The following is a 22,948-nucleotide window of genomic DNA, read 5'->3' as shown; positions in this document are numbered from 1 at the left end:
TGCTTGGTCGCAGAACCAGATACCGGAGACCTCTTCAATTGTCGATCACCGCCACGCCGGGACCTTCACCAGCCACCACGACTCCTGAAACACGCCTCAGTGCCGCCTGCCGCGCGTCTCCTGAGCGCGGCCGAGCCTGATGGGGGCCAGGCGGGTCGCCCGGCCCCCCCCATTCGGGCTCGCTCAGCCCAGGTACTTCTCCCACGGGCCGGTGATGGCCAGGGTGAGGCCCGGGTCCTGCATGTTGACGAAGAGCACCTTGCCGTCCGCGCTGAAGGTCGGCCCGCAGAACTCCGAGTCGTTGAGCTGGTTGCGGGCGATCGCGTACGTGGGCCCGCCCGGGATCGTGCTGAGCACGTGCGAGGCGCCCGTGCCGTCCTCGGCGAGCACGAGGCTTCCCCACGGGGTGACTGTCACGTTGTCCGGGCCGTCGAAGGTGAGGTCGGTGTACTTGACCGCCGTACCCTCCTCGGAGGCAGTCTGGTGCGGGAAGTACGTCACCAGCTGGATGGTCTGGTTCTTGTAGTTGTAGAACCAGACCATTCCGTCGTGCGGCGCCGCGTCCGCCGGCAGGTCACCCTCGTCCCAGGCGTAGGAGTTGACCACGTACACGCCCTCGTCGGTGGCCCACACGCCCTCGAACTTGCGTCCGCGGGTGACCTGGCCGTCGGCGAACTGCTCGCGTACGGACTTGGTGCGCGCGTCGCGGTCCGGCACCTCGATCCAGCGGACCGGGAAGGGCCGGCCCAGCTGGGCGGAGGTCAGGTAGGCGACGTCCGGCAGCACCGAACCGTCATCCATGATGATCTGCATCGCGGCGAGGACGCCGGCGTTCGGTGCGAGGCGGGTGAGCACGCCCGGGCCCAGCTTGACGCCGTGTGGCGCCGTCCAGCGGTAGAAGAGACCGTTGGGCTCGTCGGCGTCCTCGGAGAGGTAGATCCGGGTGCGGTCCTTGTCGACGGCCAGGGCCTCGTGGGAGTAGCGGCCCAGGCACTTGATCGGCTTCGGGTCGGCGCTGCCGTCGGCCCACACCTCGAAGACGTAGCCGTGGTCCTTCTGATAGACGCCGGACCGGCCGCCCTCTTCCCACTTGTCGCCGGCCCGGTCCTCGGTCTCCTCGCAGGTGAGCCAGGTGTTCCAGGGGGTCGGCCCACCGGCGCAGTTGGAGATGGTGCCGGAGAGCGCCACGAACTCACCCAGGTTGCGGCCGGCGAGGTCGGTCTTGATCACGGTGCAACCGCCGGCGTCGACGGCGCCCGCGTCGTAGACCGTTCCCTTGACGTGCGGCACGCCGAACTCGGCGCCCGGGTCGATCTCGTGGTTCTGGATCAGGGTGTACCGGCCGTGGCCGGCGTCGTAGACGGCCATGCCGTCGTGGTCCGACGGGGTGGTGCCCTGACCGCGGTCGAGCCGGGTGACACCGGTACGGGTGATCACTGTGTAGCTGAAGCCCTTGGGCAGGGCCAGGACTCCCTTGGGGTCGTCCACGAGCGGCGGGAAGGGCACGTTGCCGGGCTTCACCGGCGGGTGCGGCCGGGCCGGGCTGGCCTGGGCCAGGGACGGCAGGCCGCCCGCGACGGCAAGGCCGACGCCGGCGGCGGCGCCGCTGGCCAGAAAGGTACGACGAGAGGAAGGCACGTGGATCAACTCCTGGTCAAGACGTAGTGCGACGACTGGCAGCCAACTCCTTCGGGCGGACAGCGACACGTCACCCGTGGGATCGGGCGGTGACATCGGAGTTAAGAGTCAGGGTCGCGCACGCGTCTCCGGGTGGCCGGTGGCTGCGTCATCGAGCCGGCCACCACACCAGCCGCGTCGGGCTTGACCCTGACGCTGCGTCAACCCTCCATGCTGCCGCCATGAGCAATTCGCACACAACAGCTCAGGCCGAGCAGCCCGCGATTCACCTGCGCGGCCTGGAGAAGTCGTTCAAGCAGCTGAAGGTGCTGCGGGGCGTCGACATCGACGTCGCGCGGGGCAGCATCTTCGCCCTGCTCGGCTCGAACGGTGCCGGCAAGACCACGGTGGTGAGGATCCTGGCCACGCTCCTCAAGGCCGACGCCGGGACGGCCCGGGTCGCCGGCTTCGACGTGGCGACCCAGGCCGCCGACGTACGGCAGTCGATCAGTCTCACTGGGCAGTTCGCGGCGGTCGACGAGATCCTCACCGGACGGGAGAACCTGGTCCTGGTCGCCCGGCTGCGCCACCTCAAGGAGCCCGGTGCGATCGCGGACGATCTGCTGAGGCGCTTCTCGCTGACCGAGGCGGGCACCCGGAGGGTGCGGACGTACTCCGGGGGCATGCGTCGCCGTCTCGACATCGCGATGAGCCTCATCGGGAACCCGCCGGTCATCTTCCTCGACGAGCCGACGACCGGGCTGGACCCGGAGGCGCGCATCGAGGTGTGGCAGGCGATCAAGGAACTCGCCCGTGGCGGCACGACGGTGCTGCTCACCACCCAGTACCTCGACGAGGCCGAACAACTCGCCGACCGGATCGCCATCCTTCACGAGGGACGGATCATCGTGAACGGCAGCCTCGACGAGCTCAAGCAGCTCCTGCCACCCGCCGAGATCGAGTACGTCGAGAAGCAGCCGACCCTCGAGGACGTCTTCCTCACCCTCGTGGGCGCCAAGACCGAGAAGGAACAACGATGAACAAGCACTTCCTCGGCGACACCACTGTCCTGCTGGGGCGCTCACTGCGCCACATCGCCCGCAGCCCGGACACCATCATCACGACCGCTGTCATGCCGATCGCCTTCATGCTGCTGTTCGTCTACGTCTTCGGCGGCGCGATCGAGACCGGCTCCGACTCGTACGTGAACTATCTGCTCCCCGGCATCCTGCTCATCACTATCGCCTCGGGCATCTCGTACACCGCCTTCCGGCTCTTCCTGGACATGCAGGGCGGCATCTTCGAACGGTTCCAGTCCATGCCGATCGCACGATCCTCGGTGCTCTGGGCGCACGTGCTGACCTCGCTGGTCGCCAACCTGGTCTCGTTGGTCGTCGTCGTCCTCGTCGCCCTGCTCATGGGCTTCCGTACCGGAACGAGTGTGCTGGGGTGGCTCGCCGTGGCCGGCATCCTGGTGCTGTTCACCCTGGCGCTGACCTGGATCGCCATCATTCCCGGCCTCACCGCCCAGTCCGTGGACGGCGCGAGCGCCTTCTCGTACCCCCTGGTCTTCCTGCCGTTCGTCAGTTCGGCCTTCGTGCCCACTGCGTCGATGCCCGGCCCGGTGCGCGCCTTCGCCGAGCACCAACCGGTGACCGCCATCGTCAACGCGATCCGAGACCTCTTCGCGCAGGAGCCGGTCGGATCGGGCATCTGGACCGCCCTCGCCTGGTGCGTCGGCATCCTCGTGGTGGCCTATCTGCTCGCCACCCTGACCTACCGTCGCAAGATCTCCTGAGCTGGATTCGAGTGGGGCCGAGCGACTCGAGGGGCAGGATCAGGGCATGCTGACGATCAGTCAACTCGCGGCGTACGCCGGCGTCACGGTGCGGGCGGTGCGGCACTACCACCAGATCGGCCTGCTGCCGGAGCCCGAGCGGGATGCCTCGGGCTACCGGCGGTACAGCGCAGGGGCGGTGGTGTCCCTCATCAGGATCCGGATTCTCGCCAACGCCGGCGTGCCGCTGTCCCAGATCGGCCAGATGCTGGAGGCCGACGCGTCGACCTTCGCGGCCGCGGTCGAGGAGATCGACAGGCAACTGGGAGACGAGATCGCACGACTGGCGGCCAGCCGGAAGCAGATCGCGCAACTCGCCGCCGGGGATCGTCTGGCGCTCGCACCGGAGGTGACCACCTACCTCGACCGGCTCCGGGACATTGGCGTCTCCGAGCGGGTGGTGGCGGGTGAGCGGGACAGTTGGATCCTGATGTCGGCTCGCTGGCCCGATCGTGTCCGCGAGTGGATGCCCAGCAAGATCGCGCAGCTCGACGACCCGCAACTCATCCGGCTCTATCGGATCCTGTCGGACATCTTCGAAAGCGACACCGGCGACGACACGCTTCTGGTGGAGGCCGCCGACATCTTGGCCAGCCTCGCTGATCAGGCATACCGCTCGGGCGAGATCGACCTCGGTGAGGTTGCGCAGGACGATCTACCGTTCGACCTTCTGGACGCGCTGGCCGTCGAGGCGGACCCGCGGGTGAAGCGACTGCTGGATCTGATGCGCGAGCGTGGCTGGGATGGTTTGGCGCGGCTGGAGCGGCTGGCAGAGCCCTCCACCTGATCGACTGTCAGCTCTGTTGGTAGTTCACCGCGGCGAACCCGCACGGCTGGTGCAGGTGCAGGTAGTAGGCGCCCTCGCCGAACTCGTCCAGGTCCGCACCCCCGACCAGACCCAGGTAGTCCATCGGCTCCCCGCACCCGGGGCAGTCGGCGTGCTCGGCGTCCTGGATCCAGTCCGGCCGCCCGCCCAGGGTGGAGCCGCCCTGGTTCCAGGCGCTGGCCTGGTACGGGCTCGCCAGCGCCGGCCCCGCAACCGGGAGCAGCGTCGGCGGGTCCTCCGGTCCGGCGTCGCCGCCCAGGTAGCTCGGCCGAATGTTGTCGGCCCACCAGGTGGTGGCACCGGCCGGCGTGACCCGGCTGAACAACGTCGTGTAGCAGGCGCAGAAGTGGCAGGTCTCGATCACCAGGCGGCCGGACCAGCCGGTGTGGGCCAAGGCGGCGCCGACGGCGGGGTCGGTGGTGTCGAGGTCGGCGGCGACCCAGAGCGGAGACGCGCACCAGGGGCAGGCGGATCGGTCCGCGGGCGCGGGCGCGTCTCGCATGATCCACCGGTACGCGACGTCAGCGCACAGGTCCCGTCGGTTGCCGTCCGGGCCGATCGTCCAACCGCCCTCGACCGCGTAGCTCAGCACCCCCACGTGCAGGTCGTCCGCGCCGGCCGGCGGGCGCGTCGACCAGCGACGCAGCGCGTCCTCGGCGAGCGGGTGAGCGCTGTGGACCAGGATGAGGAGCAGATGGTTGAGTCGGTCCGGCGTCCGCCCGCCGTCGACCTGCTCGATGACCCGGCCGACCACGTCGGCGCCCGCCGCCCGGTACAACGTCGCCGGCCACAGCAGGTCGAGGTCGAGCAGGGTTCCGTGGTACGGCGACAGCCTCCGCGGATCGGCAGCGGCGATCTCGCTCAACTCCTCGATCGCGTCGTCGTCCTCGTCCGCCACTCTCCTGATCAAGTCCTCGATCACGAGCGGATGCTAGCTCCCCCCTCCGACGCTCAGGACGATCGCCGTGATGAGGACGACGCCGTTGAACGTGCCGAGCCAGCCGTGCCAACCCTTGACCATGCGACCCCCGCTTTTCGCCCAGCCCCGAAACCTACCCGGCCCGGGCACCTGCCTGACGGGTTCTGATTCGCCCCTGGCGAGGGTAGGGGTAACTCCCAACCCGACTGGGGGGTAGCAGGATCGAGCAAGATCCAGAAACCGTGGAAGCTCATTTCCATGACCACGCAGAAGATCTCCCGGACCCATCGGGCCGCCCTGGCCCTCGTCCTTCCCGTCGCCGTGATAACGGCAGTTGCCGGGTGTGATGACTCGGCGGCGCCGAAGGCCGCGCCCGCGGCCAGTTCGATAGCCGCGGTTCCCTCGACCTCGACAAGCGCGGCCGGCCCGGCAAGTGCGGCCCCCGCAGCGGGCTTGCATATGATCGCCAACAACGGGCATCAGCTTGCCTTCCACGTCACGCCCGGAAGTTCTCCCACCATCGTGCTGGACGCCGGCGGTGGCGAGGACTCCTCGTACTGGGATGCCCTGGTGCCGCAGCTGTCGCAGGCCACCGGATCGCAGATCATCACCTACGACCGGGCCGGTATGGGCGCCAGCGAGGAGGTGAAGGGCCCATGGGACCCCAAGGCCGCCGCCTCCGACCTGCAGGCCGGTCTGCGTGAACTCGGCGTCACCCAGAACGTGGTCCTCGCGGGCCACTCGCAGGCAGGAGAGGTGGCCCACTACTTCGTCCTCGCAAACCCCGGCGTTGTCTCCGGGGCGGTGCTCATCGATGCCAACGTGCCGCAATTCTTCACCGACACCCAGACCCAACGCCTCGTCGCGCTAACCGCGCCGCAGATCGAAGAGCTCAAGAAGGCGCCGTCGACGAAGGCGAACCGCCAGCTCATCGCCACGGCCGACAACTTCGGTCCCACGCACCAGGCGTACCACAAGGTCTCCTGGCCCGACGGCGTTCCCGTCATCTATATCGTGTCGGACAAGACGCCCTTCGATGGATCTCCGCAGGACGCTCAGGCCTGGCGCGACGCGGCAGCGGCGTTCACCAAGGCGGGGCCCGACCGCACACTCGTCATCGCCGAGGGAAGCTCGCACGACGTTCCCCAGGACAAGCCCGCCCTGGTGCTCAAGAAAATCGAACAGATGACCGCCACCGTCAAGTAAAGGCCATCGGGCCGACGGCTGACAGGACCGGCGAGCCTGGTTGACCGGCGCTGCCCCGGCGTTCTCGGTCAACCAGGCTGCGGAGACGACCTCACCGCGAGGGGTCACCGGTTGAGCGAGCGCGACAAGCCACACGGTCCGGATCCCGATGACGGCGAGGTGGTGGGGCCCAACATGAATCACCAGCCCGGCGGTTCGGCACGATGCGCGATGATGGAGTGAGATGACCGATAGCAGCGGAACCGCCCTGTCCGGCGGCTCCTCGCCCTCGCGGGAGGGCTCCGGGCCGGGTCGCGTCGCTCGCAGCGGTCCGATTCCGCGCTCCGCGCTGGCCCAGCGGATGAGCCTGCTGGGCTGGTCGCTGGTGCTGCTGCCGGGCGCGGCCCTAGGTGCCGTGCTGGCCACACTATGGATCACCTCGATATCGATCGCCGCGCTTGGCGCCGGAATCCCACTGACCCTGCTCACGACCGTACTGGTGCGCTGGTTTGCCGACCTGCATCGCCAGTGGGCAGCCGACCGGCTCGGTGAACCGGTGCCCGCCCGGCCCTATCAGCCGACGCCGGACGCTTGGTGGCCGGTGCGGCTCTGGACGATCCTGCGCGACCCGGCGACGTGGCGGGACTGGATCTGGTTGGTGGTCAACTCGATCACCATTTGGTTGAGTTGCGGACTGTCGCTGCTGTTCTTCCTCTTCGGAGTCGTATACCTGACCTATCCGCTCATCTATCAGCTGACGCCGTCTCAGGTATTCCGCACTCCGATGGGGGAGGGCTTCCGGCTGCACAGCGTCGCGCAGTCGTTCGGGCTGGTACCGCTCGGTCCGGTTTTCCTTCTGCTCTGGTACGTCACTGCGGTGCGCCTCGCGAACCTCAACGCTCGGGTGATCCGCGCTCTGCTCGGCCCCACCGAACAGGCGCGCCTGCGGGCCCGCGTCCAACAGTTGGCGACCTCGCGAGCTGAGACCGTCGACACCCAGGCCGGTGAACTGCGCCGAATCGAACGCGACCTGCACGACGGCGCGCAGGCCCGGCTGGTGTCGCTGGGTATGAGCCTGGGCTTGGCCGAACAGTTACTGCCCAACGATCCGCAGGCCGCCCAGCAGTTGCTTGCCGAGGCCCGCGAGTCGATTTCCAGCGCCCTCACCGAGCTGCGCGACCTGGTACGAGGCATCCATCCGCCGGTACTGGCCGACCGTGGCCTGGACGGCGCACTCAAGGCATTGGCCCTGGTCAATCCGATCCCGACCACGGTGGTGACCCGCCTACCCGGACGGCTGCCGGCCCCGATCGAGTCCGCGGCCTACTTCGCCGTCGCCGAGGCCTTGTCGAACGCCATCAAGCACGCCCAGGCCCAGCAGATCCGGATCACCGTGGAGTTCGCACCCCACCGGGGCGGCGCTGCCGGGGAACTGACGATGCTGGTGTCCGACGACGGCCGTGGGGGTGCTTCGATCGATTCCGGCACGGGCCTGCGTGGCATCGTCCGTCGCCTGGCGGCCTTCGACGGCACGCTGACCGTTGACAGCCCGCCGGGCGGACCTACCGAGGTGAGGATGTCGCTGCCGTGCGTATCGTGATAGCCGAGGACCTCGCCCTGCTCCGCGAGGGCCTGATCAGGATCCTGCGGGCCAATTCATTCGAGGTCGTGGAAGCCGTTGACAACGGCCCCGCGCTGATCCGGTCGCTGACGACGCACCGCCCCGACGTCGCCATCGTCGACGTGCGGTTGCCGCCGACCTTCACCGACGAGGGGCTGCGTTCCGCGATCGAGGCCCGCCGCCAGATTCCAGGGCTGCCCATCATGGTGCTGTCGCAGTATGTCGAGCAGATCTACGCCAGGGAGCTGATGTCAGATCGCGCGGGCGCGGTGGGCTACCTGTTGAAGGACCGGGTTACGGACGTCGACCAATTCGTCGCCAGTGTCCGGCAGGTCGCTACCGGCAGCACCGTTATGGACCCCGACGTGGTGAGTGCGCTACTCACCCACCGCTCCACCGACCCTAAGCTCCTGGAGCTGAGCCCACGCGAGCATGAGGTCCTCACCCTGATGGCCGAGGGCCGCTCGAACGCTGCGATCGCCGCCCGGATGTTCGTCACCGAGAAAACCGTCAGCAAACACAGCAACAACATCTTCACCAAGCTCGGTCTCAAGCCCTCCGAGGACGACAACCGCCGCATCCTGGCGGTCCTCGCCTACCTGGAAGGCTGATTCCTTGGCCGCTGCCCCACCATGAGTGCGACCGAGGAACTGCCGAGCAACAAGGGCCGGTGGGGCGACGACGAAGAACAAAGCACCCTGAATCTGGTCACGTCGGAGGATCTTGAGGCCGCGGCGCTCCGCTCCGCCTCGTCGATGCCGGTGCCGTCCAGTCGTGCCGCCCCCGGCGGCGCTGCGGGGGCGGCACGATCGACCGATCGGGCGGTGGGTCAGCTGCGGGTGGACCACCGCTGATTGGTGCCGCCGTTGCAGGCCCAGAGGATGAGCTTGGTGCCGTTGGCGGTGGCGGCCGCGTTGGCGTCGAGGCAGAGCCCGGACTGGACGCCGGTGATGGTGCCGTTGGAGTTGAGGTTCCATTGTTGGTTGGTGCCGCCGTGGCAGTCCCAGATGATGGCCTGGGTGCCGTTGGCGGTGCCCTGGCCGGAGGCGTCGAGGCACTTGTTGCCGTACACCTGGAGTTGTTTGCCGGCGGTGTGGGTCCAGCGCTGCGCGGTGTTGCCGACGCAGTCCCAGAGTTGGACCTGGGTGCCGTTCGTGGTGCTGCCGTTGGGTACGTCGATGCAGCGGTTGGACTGGGCGCCGACGACCTGGACGTTCTGTTGCGGGTTGCCGCCGCCGGCCGGCGCGTAGGCGGCGGCGTTGATGTTGGCCTGGACGGCGTTCTCGGTGGCCGCCGTCGGGTAGCCGGAGGTCAGTACGCCCTCGAAGAAGGTGCCGCGACCGGTGATGCTGTTGTCACCGCCGATGCCGAGCAGGATGGCGCCCTCCTTCTTCATCGGGTGGTAGCCGTTGGGGCGTGGCCCGTCGAAGTAGGTCGTCAGGCTGCCTGACTGGGCGTTGCCGCCCCGGATCGCCCAGTGGTTCGGCTCGCCCTTGACCATGGCGGTGACGAAGCGGTGGTTGATCGACGCGATGTTGTTGTAGCCCGCGTTGACCCCGGAGAACAGCCCCCACTCCAGGTCGGCCATGATCCACGGGCCGGCCCCCGCCCCGTAGCCCCACTGTTTGTTGGCGCCGAAGTAGACGGTCTCCATGATGGCGCGTTCGTCGGCGAGGTTGTTGGTCTGCGCGTTGCCGTAGTCGAAGCAGCACCACTGGTTGTAGTGCGTGCCGTCGACAACCGCGTAGATGCCCTCGGGCTGGTCGCCGGTCGCGACACCGTTGGTGTTGTTGTTGCGGTAGCCGGTGCCGGGGGCGATGTAGACGCCGTACGCCTTCTGCCCGCCGACGGTGACCGGTGCCGCCTTCGCGTCGGCGAGGTTGTCGAATCCGCCGGGAGCGGGGCCGACGAAGTAGCCGGGGGGCGCCTGGGTGAGACGGTTGTTGCGGCCGGACTGGTCGTAGATGATCGTGATGACGCAGTTGGTGTTGGCGCAGAACGTGTCCTGGGTGGCGGCGTTGGCGTAGCCGCCCTCGCTGAGCACACCGACGTCGCGGGTGGTGTTGTCCGACGATCGTCGGACCTGGTAGAGCGGGCCGTTGTACGCGCCGTACAGCGCGCGGGTGGTGCTGTGCGCGGCCACGCACGGCGTGCCGCCGGAGGCGTAGATGTCACATGGACCCGTGCCGGCGGCGTGGGCGACGCCCGGCGCGTCCGAGACCACATAGGCGCCGGCGCCGACGACGAGGACGAACAGGGTCCCGGCGGCGGCCGTCAGGCGACCCAGTTTTCTCTTCACGTTCATCGGATCCTTTCGGGTGCGTGGTGGGGGTGGGGTGCGGCGAGGGAATTGACGTCACACGTCATACCTGTGACATTAATGGGCGTCCATCTATTAGCGCTAGTTCGCACACGTTGGTCATCGATCGATGAGCCTGAGGACGGATATGCTGGTCGGCGGAGCAAGGTGCGTCCCCGTATCGGGGCAAAAATCGATTCGAGGGCGATTGATGAACATCGGGGAGATCGCTCGCCGGGCGGGGGTGTCCCGCAGCACCGTTTCCTACGTGCTCAGCGGAAAACGCAGCGTGTCGGAGGCGACCCGGCAACGGATCCAGTCGGTCATCGACGAGTTGGACTACCGGCCGAACGCCAGCGCCCGTGCTCTCAAGGAGGGGCGCACCCGCACCCTCGGGCTGGTCATCCCGCCGGCGAGCCAGCGGTTGACCGACATGCAGCTGGGCTTCGTGGCCAGCGTCGTCGAGGCCGCCGCCCGCCACGACCTCGACGTGCTGCTGTCCCCCTCCGGTGGCGACCATGACCGGTCGTTCGAGCGGATCGTCACCGGGCGCCGGGTGGACGGCGTGGTCCTCATGGAGATCCGGTTGGCGGACGACCGGGTGACCCGGCTGACCAAGGCCGGCCTGCCGTTCGTCACCATCGGCCGGACCGCCGAGCCGCACGGGATGAGCTGGATCGACATCGACTACGCCGGGCTGATCGCCCGCTGCGTGCAGCACCTGGCCGATCTGGGGCACCGGCACGTGGCACTCGTGAACCGGTCCGCCGAGTTGGTGGCCGCCGGGTACGGCCCCAGCCATCGCGCGCTGACCGGCTTTCGTGCGGCGGCGGTGGAGCGGGGCTTGACCGGCGTGGAGGTCTGCAGCGGCGACGACACCGCCTCCGGCGAGGCGTGTATGGAGCAACTGCTCGCGACGCACCCGGAGGTCACGGCAGTGGCCACCATCAACGAGGCCGCACTGCCCGGAATGCAGCGCGCGTTGACCGGCGCCGGGCTGTCAGTGCCACGCGACTTCTCCGTCACCGGAGTCGCCGCGCAGCACTGGGCGGAGGATTTCCGCCCGCCGCTGACGGCCGCCGACGTGCCGATGGTCGAGATGGGCGCCGAGGCGGTGTCGCTACTTTTGGAGATCATCGCGGCTCCCGGCGCCGTGCCACGACACCGCCTTTACAGCCCGCCCATCTCGTTGCGTTCCAGCACGGGCCCGGTCCGGGGCCGCTGATCCGACTCGGCTATCCGCCCCTGGCCCGCCGTTCCTCCTGGGCGGCGGCGAGGATGAGATAGCTGCTGGCGGTCCAGGTGTAGGCGCGGTCCCGCAGCCCGGTGCCGGTCTCGGCGTCGAAGTTCTCCGCGAAGCCGGACTTCTCGCACAGCGCGAGGAACCGCCGACTGATGTCGTCGGCGATCCTGGTCTGCCCGGCCCGGCGTAGGCCGTCCTCGACCAGGACGGTGGAGGGTGCCCAGATCGGGCCACGCCAGTAGCCGTCGGCCAGGTAGTGGGCCGAGTCGGTCGGTTCGGTGGCCAGCCCGTGCGTGGTCAGGTGGGTTTCGACGCCGCGAGCCAGGGCAGCGGCGACCGTGGCCGGCAGGTCGGCCCCGAGCGCGACGGGCATCAGGTCGAGCAGGCTGCGGCTGGGTCGCCGGTGCCCAGTGTGGGGGTCCCGCGCGCAGAAGCGTTCGCCGTCCCACAGGTCGCGCAGCATCGCCCCGTGGATCCGGTCGGCCTCCCGGGACCAGCGGGTGGCGGGCTCGCCCAGCTCGGTGGCGAGGTCGGCGAGGCAGCGAAGCTGCGAGACCAGGAACGCGGCGAGGTCAGCCGTCTCGAGGACCCGGTTGTCGTCGAAGGTGGTGGCGTTGTCCCAGCCGCTGTCGTTGCCGTGCTGGTAGTGCGGCAGGTCGTGGCCGGGGGCGCGTCGCGCGTCGAGCCAGAACCCGGTCCAGCGGGCGAGCCGGTCGTACGTCTGCGCCAGCGCCGCCCGGTCCGGTGGCTGGGGAAGGCGTCGGCGTAGGTGCCGGAGGGCCCAGCCGTGGATCGGGGGCTTGACGTAGTTGTGCAGGACCTCCGAATGGGTGACCGAGTCGGGGAGGGCGCCGGCCTCGTCCTGGTGGTCGAAGGGCAACTGGAACTGGTGCCAGGCCAGCTCCGGCTCGCCGGCCGCCAGGGCGATCGCGTTGAAGCAGTGGTCCCAGCTCCACACCTTGTCCATCCAGTGCTTGGACATCAGGACGGCCGGCCGGGTGACGAAGCCCGCCGGGGCGACAGTGGCCGACCACAGGACGTACGCGGCCAGTTCGGCGGCCGGGGTCTCCGGGCCGCGCCAGGGCGCTATCGCGTCGACGAACGCGGTGAACTCCGCGAACCGGTCGCGGCACAACTGCTCGAAGGTGGCGGACCCGGCGTACGGGCGGCGGGCGGTGGCGTACTCCTCGATCGCGATCTCCCAGGGCTGGTCCCCGGGAAGGTCAAGGGAGCGCTCGGCGGTGCCGAGCGCCTGCGAGCCGTCGGTCCGCAGCAGCGCGCCGGAAAGCACGGTGACGCGGTAGCGGCGACCGGTCTCGTACGAGGTGAACACGTGTGATCCGTCGACCGGATCGGCGTACAGGTAGGTGCCGCTGAACGGGGTGAGGGTGTGCGCGGCAGCGGCCACCCGCAGGCCGAGCCGGTGGCCCCGGATCCGCAGGGTTTCCGGCCCGTCGTAGACGGCCTCGATCCGGTTGGCCCCGTTGCGCCAGGTCAGCAGCGCGGGCGTGGCTACGACAGTGGTGCCGGCGACCGTGGGAGTGAGTCGCAGTACGGGGTGCAGCCCGGTCTGGTGGGAGACCAGGTGCAGGTCGTCGGCGTACGTCTTCTCGGCTACCACCGGGGAGATGTTGAACCAGGATCCGCGGTAGCTGAACGGGATGTCCTGGATTGCGAACTCCGGACCGGACGGGGCGACGGTCATGGGTGGCGGGTGCCTTTCTGTGGTGCGGGTGGTCAGTCCTCGACCGCCGCGGATGGTCAGTCCTTGACGGCGCCGGCGGTCACGCCCATCGAGACGTACCGCTGGGCCAGGATCAGCAGCACGGCGGCGGGGATCGAGGCGACGACTGCGGTGGCCATGATGGCGTTCCACTGCTGGTTGTTGTTGCCGATGTAGTGGTAGATGCCGAGGGTGATCGGCTGGTAGTCGCCGCCGCCGGCCAGGGTCGAGGCGAAGATGAAGTCCGACCAGGACCACAGGAACGCGAAGAGCGACACCGTGACGATCGAGTTGCGGCTGACCGGCAGCACGACCGACCAGAAGGTCCGCAGCCGACCGGCCCCGTCGACCACGGCGGCCTGGAGCAGCTCGTCGGGGATGCCGGACATGAACGCCGTGAAGATCAGGACAGCGAACGGCACCGCGAGCGTCGTGTCGGCCAGGATCAGGCCGGGCAGCGTGTTGAGGACGCCGAGGGTGAGGTAGATGGCGTAGAAGCCCATCGCCATGATGATCCCCGGGATCATCTGCGCGATCAGCAGCAGGAAACTCAACGCCGGGCCGCCGGGCGGCCGGAGCTTCGCCAGGGCGTAACCGGCGGGGGCGGCCAGCGCCACGGTCAGCACCACAGTGCCGAGGCCGACCAGAAAGCTGGTGCCGAGGTACGGCAGTTGCTGGTCGAGCACCGCCCGGTAGCCGTCCAGGGTGCCGTTGGTGGGGAACAGGTGCGGGGGACTGGCCCGCATGTCCTGGTCCCGGGTGAAGGACACGTTGATCATCCAGTAGACGGGGAAGAGCATCAGCCCGGTCAGCACCAGGCCGACGCCGGTCTTCCACCAGGCCCGAGGCGTCGAGGTGGTCATCGGAGCTGCTGCCTCCGCTCGATCCGGATGTAGACGAGGCCGGCGATCAGGGCCAGCACGATGAGCAGGTTCCCGATGGCCGCGCCCGGGCCGAACTCGGGCAGCAGGTTGCCGAAGCCGAGCCGGTACGACCAGGTGGCGAGCGTTGCCGAGGAGCCGGTCGGGCCGCCCTTCGTCATGATCCAGATGATGTCGAAGACCTTCAGCGTGTAGATCAGCCCCAGCAGCAGCGTGATCAGGGAGACGGGACGCAGCAACGGGAAGGTGATCCCCCAGAACCGTTGCCACCCCGTCGCGCCGTCGAGCGCGGATGCCTCGTACATCTCGGTCGGGATCGCCTGTAGGCCGCTGTAGAGCACCACCAGGTTGAACGGGATGCCGATCCAGACGTTCGCGATGATCACCGAGGTGAGTGACCAGCCCGGCGAGGTGAGCCAGTTGACCGGGTCGATCCCGACGACGCCGAGCGCCGCGTTGACCAGCCCCGAGTCACTGTTGAGCAGCCACGACCAGGTCGACGCCGAGACGATCAGTGGCAGCAGCCACGGCACGAGGATCAGTGCCCGCAGCGTGCGCGACAGCGGGAAGTGCTGGTGGAAGAAGAGGGCCAGGGCCATGCCGATGGTGAACTGGAAGACGAGCGAGGCCGCTGTGAAGACCACTGTGTGCGTCAGCGTCGGCCCGAACGCCGGGTCGGTCAGGACCGTCCGGTAGTTGTCGAGGCCGGCGAAGGGCGCTCCGCCCTGCACGAACGAGCGGACTGTGTACTCGCGCAGGCTCAACTCGACGTTGCGGTAGAGCGGGTAGGCGTAGAAGGCCGCCAGGTAGATGGTCACGGGTGCCAGGAAGCCCCACGCCCACCATCGGCTGGGCCGCCGGGCACGGGACGGGGGAGGCCCGGGTGGGGCGGCGCTCGCCGCCCCACCCTGGTCTCGTACGGCGGTGGAGGTCTCTGTCGTGGAGGGCATGGTGTCGGTTCGGATCGCTTACCTGGTCGTGGCGGCGGTCTGCGCGGCGGCGAGTGCCTCCTGTGGCGACTTCCCGCCGCTGAGGGCCGACTGCACAGCGGTCCACAGCGCTTCGGAGATCTTCGGGTACTTCGTGCCGAGGTCGTCACCGGTGCGGCCCTTGGCTGCCCGGACCGCCTCCACCCAGACCTTGAGCTTGGGGTCCGCGGTGGCCTGTCGCTCCTGTACGGCGGCGACGGGCGCGACGTAGGAGAGCGTGGTGTCGGTGGTGAGGAGGTTGTCGGCGTTGGTCAGGCAGGTGACGAGCTTCTGCGACGTCTCGTACCGGCTGGTCTTCTTCTGCACCGGGATGGAGACGAACTCACCGCCGGTGGGCGCCGGGGCCGGGCCGCCCGCGCTGGCCGGGATGGGGATAGTGCCGTACGAGAAGCCCAGCTTCTCCGCGTTGGCCAACTGCCAGGTGCCGTTCTCGGCGAACGCGTAGTCGCCGGTGGCGAACTCCTGCCAGCTCGTGGTCTGGGTGTTGTTGATGACGGAGTTCGGGGCGTGGCCCTGCTTGAGCCAGTCGGTCCAGACCGTCAGCGCGGACACCGCCTGCGGCGAGTCCAGACTCGTCAGTTGGGCACCCGACCCCCAGAACCAGGGCAGGAACTGGAAGCTGCCCTCCTCGGTGCCGATCGCGGAGAAGGTGATGCCCTTCTTCCCCTTGGCCTTGACCTTGGTCAGTGCCGCGGTCAGTGAGGTCCAGTCCTTGACGGCGGCGGGATCGACGCCGGCGGCGGTGAGCACGTCCTTGTTGTAGTAGAGGGCGAGGGTGTTCGCCCCGATCGGCACCCCGTAGGTCTTGCCGTCGCTCTGGCCGGCGCCGAGCAGGTTCTTCTCCATGGCCGAGACGTCCAGCTTGTTGTCGTCGGTGGTGGTGAGCGCACCGGCTTCGGCCAGAGTCGAGATGACCGGGTTGTCCACGATCAGCACGTCCGGTGAGTTTCCCTGCTGGGCGGCGAGCAGCGCCTTGTTGGTCAGGTCGGTGGTGTCGTAGCCGGTCCGCTCGACCGTCACGCCCGCGGAGGTGCCGCACTTCTTGAGCAGCGCTACCCACTCGGAGTCGTCGGCGAACTGCGGATACGGGTCCCAGACGAGGTAGGCGCCACCGTCGGCGCCACCGTCGCCGGACGACGAACAGGCGCTGCCCGTCACTGTGGCGAGAGCTATCACGGCGACGGCGGCCAGGCGCCGCCGACGACTGAGTCCGGTCATGTGGTGCCTCACTTCAAATCGATCGTCAGGTGGGGTGTGTCGGTTGATCGTCGCGGGTCGGACCAGTCCAACCATGAGGCGAATCGATTCGACGAATCGGTTCGCCCGAAGATAGGTCTGGCCATACCCGGGGGTCAAGGGTCAGTTGGTCGTACCGGGAGGATCGCTGGGCAACGCGGGCGTCACCGCGCCGTCACTTCATTGACATCGTTCAGTTCCCGGTCCTACGATCCGTGCGAATCGATTCGCAAGTGCTGCCCTCCGGAGAGCGTCCCCCGCGCCCCACCAAGGAGCCGCCCGTGAAAACCCCGTCCCGCAGCAGGTCAGGACGAGCCCGCGTGTTCGTGGCCCGACTCGTCGTCGGCCTGCTCGCCGCCGCTGCCGCCGTCACCGTCGTCCCGGCCCCCGCCCAGGCCGCCGACGAGTCGATCAGCGTCAACTTCGCCACCACCAACGGCGCGCCGACCTACCGCGCCTCCGGCTGGATCTACGGCATGACCGAGAACGCCAGCGGTCCGGCCGACCACTTCTACCGGGACGTCAAGTTCCAGTACATGCGCGCCGGCGGCGCGCAGCTCCCGGGCAGTGGCTGGGTCGGCGGAACCTACGACCGGCGCTGGAACTCCACACTCGCCCAGGCGCGTCGTACCACCGCCCTCGGCGGGAAGTTCATTCTCCTGCCGCACGACCTCTGGGGTGCCGACGGCGCCGGAATCTCCCGCTTCCCCGGTGACAACGGAAACTGGACCGACTACGACAACTTCCTGACCCGCCTGATCAGCGACGTCCGGGCGTCCGGGCTGTCGGTGCAGTGGGACATCTGGAACGAACCCAACATCACCATCTTCTGGAACCGGCCGATCCCCCAGTACCTCGAACTGTGGCGGCGGACCTACCAGCGCATCCGGGCGGAGTTCCCCAGCCAGCTCATCGTCGGGCCGAGCTGCGCCTGCGTACCGTCGACCACACACACCTTCTGGAACCAGTACCTGGACTTCGTCCGCTCGACAAACACCGTGCCGGACATCATCAGCTGGCACTCGCTGCCCGGTGACCCGGTCGCGAACGTCGCCGCCGCCAACGCCACCCTCGACCCGCGCGGCATCGCCCACCCGCGTCCGTACCAGATCAACGAGTACGGCGCGCCCGACGAGCAGAACCCGGCCGACGGCGCCTGGTACATCGCGCGCCTGGAACGGGCCCGGGCCGACGGCCTGCGGGCGAACTGGGCCAGCGGCGGCAGCCTGCACAACGACCTCGGCAACCTGTTGATCCGTAACTCGGCCGGCCAGCACCAGCCCAAGGGGGAGTGGTGGAACTACCGCTACTACGCCTCCCAGGTCGGGGAGATCGTCGCGGTGACCCCCAGCCAGTCGTACGACGCGTATGCCACCAAGGCTGCCGGGGTGGCGAAGGTGCTGGTCGGCGGTGGTCGTACCACCGGGAACCTGTCCGTCAACCTGCAACGACTGGACACCACCAGCGGCATCGTGCAGAACAACCAGGTCCGGGTCCTCACCCAACGCATTCCGCACAACGGTGGCGGTGCCGTGGCGGGGCCGGTCACGGTCTCGAACAGCGTGGTCGGGGTGTCGAACAACAACGCCACGGTGACAGTGCCGTACACCAACCAGAGCGACACGTACACCGTCACCCTGCTGCCCCCCTCGGACGGTGGCTTCCAGTCGGTGGCGGTGGCCCAGCACTCTCAGCAGTGCCTGAACAACGCCGGGCTGAGCACCGCGGACGGCAACGTCCAACAGCAGAACTACTGCGACGGCGGTGACCAGCAGCTCTGGAACTTCCGCCCGGTCGCCGGGGTGGCCAACACCTACACCGTGGTCAACCAGCAGAGCGGCAAGTGCCTCGACGTCAGCGGCGTCTCCACCGCCGACGGCGCGGCAGTGCACCAGTGGACCTGCCTGAACGGCCTCAACCAGCAGTTCACGCTGCGTAAGGTCACCTACTCGGGCAACGACTCGCACGACTACCAACTCGTCGCCCGGCACAGTGGCAAGTGCGTCGATGTCAACGCGGTCTCCACGGCGGCTGGCGCGCTGGTCCACCAGTGGACCTGCAGGGCGGCCAATCAGGGCAGCCCGTTGAACCAGACCTGGCGGCTCCTGGGGCGGTAGGCGTCCCGGGGGAGGTGGATGCGCTGGCCGTCCGCCCAACGGCCAGCGCACCACCCCGCTACCGCATTCATTGACACCGATTAATTAAAGGTCATACGATTCGCTGCGAATCGATTCGCCATCGCCGCCACCCCGGTGACGCGTCGACACCCCCACCGCGCCTCCACGACTCCGAGGAGCCACCTCGTGCGAACCCCTTCCCCCACCGGGCCAGGAACAGCCCGTGAACCCGTCCCGAGACGTCATCGCGCCCGACGTCTGACCGCCCTGGCGGCCGCGCTGGTCGGAGTGCTCGTCGGCATCGGCGCCACCCCCGGTGCCACGTCGCCGATCGCCGAGGCCGCCGCCGCCCCGATGGCCGCCGCCGCCATCGCGCCGGGGCAGAGCACCCCGATCGTCGGTACGCCGTCCGGCCGCTGCCTCGAAGTGCCCAACTCCAGCACCACAAACGGCACCCAGACGCAACTCTGGGACTGCAACGGCAGCGCCGGCCAGACCTGGACCTGGACGTCCACCAAGCAGATCCAGGCGTACGGCAACAAGTGCCTGGACGCCTCCGGCCGCGGCACCGCCAACGGCACCCAGGTGATCATCTGGGACTGCAACGGCCAGAACAACCAACAGTGGAACGTCAACAGCAACGGCACCATCACCGGTGTGCAGTCCGGGCTGTGCCTCGACGCCAACGCCGCGGCCACCGCGAACGGCACCAAAATCATCCTCTGGGCCTGTAACGGCGGCACCAACCAGCAGTGGGCCTCGCCGACCACCACCCCGCCACCGACCGACCCGCCGACCGGCGCGCGTCCGTGCGACATCTACGCCTCCGGCGGCACCCCGTGCATCGCGGCGCACAGCACCACGCGGGCGCTCTTCGAGGCGTACGCGGGCAACCTCTACCAGGTCCGACGCTCGTCGGACAACACGACCCGCAACATCGGGCTCACGGGAACCGGCGGCACCGCCAACGCGGCGACGCAGGACTCGTTCTGCGCCGGCACCACCTGCGTGATCACTGTCGTCTTCGACCAGTCCGGGCGCGGCAACGACCTCTGGTACCAGGGGTCGAGCGTCGTTCCGGGCTCCCCGCAGAGCAGGCCGGCGATCGCGACCTCGGAGTCGCTGACAGTGGGCGGCGCCAAGGCGTACTCGCTCTACATCAACCCCGGTAACAGCTACTGGCGCGACGGGCACCTCACCGGCGTGCCGACCGGTGCGGCACCCGAGGGCATGTACATGGTCACCAGCGGCACCCACGTCAACAACGGCTGCTGCTTCGACTACGGCAACAGCGAGACGACGCGCAAGGCCGACGCCGCCGGTGCGATGGACGCCATCAACTTCAGCAAGCAGTGCTGGTTCGGTGGCTGCTCCGGCAGCGGGCCCTGGGTGCAGGCCGACCTCGAGTGGGGTCTCTTCCCCGGTGGCAGCCAGAGCTGGAACCCGAACCAGCGCGCCTTCACCAGCAAGTTCGTCACCGCGACGCTGAAGAACAACGGCACGACCCGGTTCGCCATCAAGGGTAGCGACGCGCAGGCCGGCAGCCTCTACACGCTGTACGACGGCTCGCTCCCGCCGGGCTACAGCCCGATGAAGAAGCAGGGTGCGATCATCCTGGGCAGTGGCGGTGACTGTTGCAAGCCCGACGGCGGCGCGAACCTGAGCGCCGGCACCTTCTACGAGGGGGCCATGGTCGCCGGCTACCCGTCCGACGCGACCGAGGCCGCGGTGCAGGCCAGCATCGTGAGCGCCGGCTACCGCTGATCCTGGCTACGCCGTACGAGTCGTGCGCCGGTCACCATCAGGTGGTGACCGGCGCACGCGCGGGTGGACGTTGATCCGGTCTCAGGCGACGGTGCAGGACGCGCCGTTGAGAGTGAACGAGGATGGTCGGGCGTTGTTACCGGTGTGGGTGGCCTGGAAGCCGAAGCTCACTGAGCCGTTGACGGGGATGCCGCCGTTGTAGGCGACGTTGCGGGCCGTCACCTGCCCCGAGCTGGGCGAGTAGGTGGCGTTCCAGCCCGAGGTGATGGTCTGCCCACCCGGCAGGGTGAAGACCACGGACCAGCCGTTGACGGCGCTGGTGCCGGTGTTCGTGACGGTGATGTTCTCGGTCAGCCCGGTGTTCCAGGCGTTGACGTCGACGGTCACCCGGCAGGCGCCGGAAGCCGGCGGTGGGGTGGTCGGCGGCGGTGTGGTGGGGGGCGGGGTGGTCGGCGGCGGTGTGGTCGGGGGCGGCGTCGTGGGGTCGGTCAGTCCGAAGAACGCGATGGCGGACGCGGCCATGCCGCCGGAGGGCAGGCTGTGCCCGGCCCCCTGGATGCTGTACGCCTCGACCTGGACGGTGCCGCCGCTGTCGGCGTACCGACGCCGGTTCCAGTTGGCCTGGGGTGTGTCTGTGGAGGTGGGTGTCTGGCTCAGCCCGAACACGTTGGTCCACTGCTCGATCGCCTCCTGCAACAGCGAGTACGGCACGAGCGTGTCGTTGGTGCCGTGCCACAGCTGCACGCGCGGGCGGGGCCCGGAGTGGCCGGGGTACGCCTGGCGGACGGCGTCACCCCACTGCTGCGGGGTCCGGTTCATGTTTCCGCCGGTGCACTGGCTGCTGGTGGGCGGGAAGTCCGCCGCGTTGGCGAAGCAGTTGAACGGCACGCCCATGAACGCGGCGCCGGCCTTGAACAGGTCGGGATAGAGCGCCAGCATGTGGTTGGTCATCATGCCGCCGGACGAACTGCCGGTGGCGTAGAGCCGCTCCGGATCGGCCGCGTACTGCTGTTGCACGTACCTGACCATCGAGACGATCGACACCGGGTCGCTGCCGCCGCCCCGTCGCTTGGCGGCGTCCGACCAGACGTCGAAGCAGTTGCCGAAACCGGCCTGTTGGGTGGCGGACGGGTAGATCACGATGTACCCGTGGCGGTCGGCGAGGCTGGCGAACTCGCTCCCGGAGTAGAAGCCGGGGCCGGACCCGCCGCAGCCGTGCATAGCCACCACGACCGCCGGCCGGGCCGGACGGTTGTCCGGCACGTAGACGTGCATGCGCATCCGGCCCGGGTTGTCACCGAAGCTGGTCACCTCGGTCAGTGACGCCGCGTACGCGGGCCCGACAGTGGGGGCCACCAGGCCGGCCGCCACCAGTGACGCGGCCAGGGCGAGTAGCAGTTTCCTTCTGATTCTCAACGGACGACTCCTTCGATTGCCTGTGCAGGCTGGATTGGCCGTGCGAACCGGTCGCGGTGTGCCCGACTCCCGCGGTGATCGCACGATGCCCGCTACCTGTGGCTCGCCCAGCCCGGCTTCGGATGGCGTCGCGTAGCAGTTAGTGTTCTCTCCGGGCCAGGAAGTGTCAATCGAGGATCCTCGATCCATGGTGATGGCTGACTACACGCCGCGAACCCGGGTCGCCCTCCCGTCCGCGGCCATCGTCGCGCTGCTCGAGGAGACCGGCGTGCTACCGGGTGCTCGTGAACGACCAGGGGTCGCGGGCCGCGACTGTGAGCGATAACAGGATTGCCGTCCGGCGTGGCCTGAGCGACGCGGTGGCACGACTCGTCCGCTGGTCGCGCGGTGGTTGAGCACTGTTGCTCTGGGGGTTTGGTACCGGGCGAAACGCGGCGTTCCGGGAGATCGGCGTGAACGACCCGTTACGTCTTGACGAACGGCATGTTATCGCTCACTCTCGATATAGAGGACGATCGTTGCCGTGGCTCACCGGGCGAGCCGCACGGGTCGTGCCTCTGATCACGACGTCCGCAAGGGCATGCGGCCGTCACCTCGGGACCGGCAGTTGCCGGCGACAGCCCTCTCGGACCGCGCGTGCTGATGCCGGGTGGCCAGGAAGACCGTCCCGATCGGTCGCCCCGAGTGAAGTGGCACATCACCACCACCGATGCAACCACTGAAAAGGAACGCCATGAAACCCATGAGAACGATGCTGGCGGCGGCGACAATCGCCGTCGCCCTCACCGCCGCCGGTATGACGGTGGCGCTGGCTCCCGCATCCGGTGCCGGCACGACCCTGAAGGCGGCCGCCGCCGAGAAGGGCCGTTACTTCGGCGCCGCCGTCGCGACCGGCAAGCTCTCCACCGGCGCCTACACGACCATCCTGAACCGTGAGTTCAACAGTGTCGTGGCCGAGAACGAGATGAAGTGGGCATCCAACGAGCCGTCGCAGGGCCAGTTCAACCACTCCGGTGGTGATCGTCTGGTCAGCCATGCGCAGGCCAACGGGATGAGCGTGCGGGGTCATACCCTGCTGTGGCACGCACAGCAGCCGGGCTGGGCGCAGGGCATGTCCGGCACCGCGTTGCGGAACGCGGCGATCAACCACGTCACGCAGGTCGCGACGCACTACCGGGGCAAGATCCACTCGTGGGATGTGGTGAACGAGGCGTTCGCCGACGGTGGTAGCGGTGGGCGTCGTGACTCGAACCTGCAGCGCACCGGCAACGACTG

The 22,948-nt window shown here is 68.7% G+C and carries 19 protein-coding genes; 11 read left to right on the top strand and 8 right to left on the bottom strand.

Translation table 11 applies throughout. The features are described from left to right. Positions 1-183: 183 nt before the first annotated feature. Complete coding sequence (locus ABZ794_RS33380) at positions 184-1,638, bottom strand: alkaline phosphatase PhoX (protein WP_210781660.1); 1,455 nt, start codon at positions 1,636-1,638, stop codon at positions 184-186. 221 nt (positions 1,639-1,859) lie between these two features. Between ABZ794_RS33380 and ABZ794_RS33375 the strand changes: the two genes are divergently transcribed. The 3 genes from ABZ794_RS33375 to ABZ794_RS33365 are packed head-to-tail and all read left to right on the top strand — an operon-like array spanning position 1,860 to position 4,241. Next, positions 1,860-2,657, top strand: a complete 798-nt coding sequence (locus tag ABZ794_RS33375) for an ATP-binding cassette domain-containing protein (protein WP_210781659.1) — start codon at positions 1,860-1,862, stop codon at positions 2,655-2,657. Next, complete coding sequence (locus ABZ794_RS33370) at positions 2,654-3,415, top strand: ABC transporter permease (RefSeq protein ID WP_210781658.1); 762 nt, start codon at positions 2,654-2,656, stop codon at positions 3,413-3,415. The genes ABZ794_RS33375 and ABZ794_RS33370 overlap by 4 nt, the downstream gene beginning before the upstream one ends. A 46-nt stretch (positions 3,416-3,461) precedes the next feature. Beyond that, positions 3,462-4,241: a MerR family transcriptional regulator gene (locus ABZ794_RS33365; RefSeq protein ID WP_210781657.1), complete on the top strand. Its 780-nt coding sequence runs from the start codon at positions 3,462-3,464 to the stop codon at positions 4,239-4,241. Positions 4,242-4,248: 7 nt separating this feature from the next. On the opposite strand, the gene ABZ794_RS33360 is transcribed toward ABZ794_RS33365, so the two are convergent. Continuing rightward, complete coding sequence (locus tag ABZ794_RS33360) at positions 4,249-5,202, bottom strand: hypothetical protein (protein ID WP_210781656.1); 954 nt, start codon at positions 5,200-5,202, stop codon at positions 4,249-4,251. 255 nt (positions 5,203-5,457) lie between these two features. On the opposite strand from ABZ794_RS33360, the gene ABZ794_RS33355 reads away from it, so the two are divergent. The 4 genes from ABZ794_RS33355 to ABZ794_RS33340 all read left to right on the top strand — a co-directional run bounded on the left by ABZ794_RS33355 (position 5,458) and on the right by ABZ794_RS33340 (position 8,859). After that, a complete protein-coding gene (locus ABZ794_RS33355; protein ID WP_210781655.1) occupies positions 5,458-6,405 on the top strand; it encodes an alpha/beta hydrolase in 948 nt (315 codons plus the stop codon). Positions 6,406-6,628: 223 nt separating this feature from the next. Then, on the top strand, positions 6,629-7,984 hold the full coding sequence (locus ABZ794_RS33350) for a sensor histidine kinase (RefSeq protein ID WP_247668957.1): 1,356 nt from the start codon (positions 6,629-6,631) through the stop codon (positions 7,982-7,984). After that, positions 7,972-8,616: a response regulator transcription factor gene (locus ABZ794_RS33345; RefSeq protein ID WP_210781654.1), complete on the top strand. Its 645-nt coding sequence runs from the start codon at positions 7,972-7,974 to the stop codon at positions 8,614-8,616. Before ABZ794_RS33350 ends, ABZ794_RS33345 begins: the two co-directional genes overlap by 13 nt. A gap of 21 nt (positions 8,617-8,637) precedes the next feature. Continuing rightward, a complete protein-coding gene (locus tag ABZ794_RS33340) occupies positions 8,638-8,859 on the top strand; it encodes a hypothetical protein (protein ID WP_357519390.1) in 222 nt (73 codons plus the stop codon). Here the strand turns inward: ABZ794_RS33340 and ABZ794_RS33335 are convergent. Then, positions 8,835-10,310 carry an arabinofuranosidase catalytic domain-containing protein gene (locus ABZ794_RS33335; RefSeq protein WP_210781652.1) on the bottom strand — a complete coding sequence of 492 codons (1,476 nt, stop codon included), beginning with the start codon at positions 10,308-10,310 and terminating at the stop codon, positions 8,835-8,837. The two genes, ABZ794_RS33340 and ABZ794_RS33335, sit on opposite strands and share 25 nt — an antisense overlap. A 205-nt stretch (positions 10,311-10,515) precedes the next feature. On the opposite strand from ABZ794_RS33335, the gene ABZ794_RS33330 reads away from it, so the two are divergent. Next, a complete protein-coding gene (locus ABZ794_RS33330) occupies positions 10,516-11,529 on the top strand; it encodes a LacI family DNA-binding transcriptional regulator (protein WP_210781651.1) in 1,014 nt (337 codons plus the stop codon). A 10-nt stretch (positions 11,530-11,539) separates the two neighbouring features. Here the strand turns inward: ABZ794_RS33330 and ABZ794_RS33325 are convergent, their stop codons facing one another. The 4 genes from ABZ794_RS33325 to ABZ794_RS33310 all read right to left on the bottom strand — a co-directional run bounded on the left by ABZ794_RS33325 (position 11,540) and on the right by ABZ794_RS33310 (position 16,358). Beyond that, positions 11,540-13,252, bottom strand: a complete 1,713-nt coding sequence (locus tag ABZ794_RS33325) for a trehalase family glycosidase (protein ID WP_357519387.1) — start codon at positions 13,250-13,252, stop codon at positions 11,540-11,542. Positions 13,253-13,308: 56 nt separating this feature from the next. Next, the gene (locus ABZ794_RS33320; protein ID WP_357519386.1) at positions 13,309-14,133 is read right to left on the bottom strand and encodes a carbohydrate ABC transporter permease; all 825 of its coding nucleotides are present in this window, start codon (positions 14,131-14,133) and stop codon (positions 13,309-13,311) included. Further along, complete coding sequence (locus ABZ794_RS33315; RefSeq protein ID WP_238689546.1) at positions 14,130-14,969, bottom strand: sugar ABC transporter permease; 840 nt, start codon at positions 14,967-14,969, stop codon at positions 14,130-14,132. Before ABZ794_RS33315 ends, ABZ794_RS33320 begins: the two co-directional genes overlap by 4 nt. Positions 14,970-15,119: 150 nt before the next feature. Further along, positions 15,120-16,358, bottom strand: coding sequence for an extracellular solute-binding protein (locus ABZ794_RS33310; protein ID WP_357519383.1), 1,239 nt, complete (start codon positions 16,356-16,358; stop codon positions 15,120-15,122). 299 nt (positions 16,359-16,657) lie between these two features. On the opposite strand from ABZ794_RS33310, the gene ABZ794_RS33305 reads away from it, so the two are divergent. After that, on the top strand, positions 16,658-18,493 hold the full coding sequence (locus tag ABZ794_RS33305; RefSeq protein WP_357519381.1) for an RICIN domain-containing protein: 1,836 nt from the start codon (positions 16,658-16,660) through the stop codon (positions 18,491-18,493). Positions 18,494-18,679: 186 nt separating this feature from the next. After that, positions 18,680-20,257, top strand: coding sequence for an arabinofuranosidase catalytic domain-containing protein (locus tag ABZ794_RS33300; protein WP_357519379.1), 1,578 nt, complete (start codon positions 18,680-18,682; stop codon positions 20,255-20,257). 81 nt (positions 20,258-20,338) lie between these two features. On the opposite strand, the gene ABZ794_RS33295 is transcribed toward ABZ794_RS33300, so the two are convergent. After that, positions 20,339-21,673 carry a PHB depolymerase family esterase gene (locus tag ABZ794_RS33295; RefSeq protein WP_357519377.1) on the bottom strand — a complete coding sequence of 445 codons (1,335 nt, stop codon included), beginning with the start codon at positions 21,671-21,673 and terminating at the stop codon, positions 20,339-20,341. Between the two features lie 751 nt (positions 21,674-22,424). Between ABZ794_RS33295 and ABZ794_RS33290 the strand changes: the two genes are divergently transcribed. Then, a partial coding sequence (locus tag ABZ794_RS33290; protein ID WP_357519375.1) for an endo-1,4-beta-xylanase occupies positions 22,425-22,948 on the top strand: 524 nt, incomplete at its 3' end.

This window comes from Micromonospora sp. NPDC047187, assembly GCF_040643355.1.
GTDB classification, from domain to species: Bacteria; Actinomycetota; Actinomycetes; order Mycobacteriales; family Micromonosporaceae; genus Micromonospora; species Micromonospora salmantinae.
This window is presented reverse-complemented; position numbering and strand designations above follow the sequence as displayed.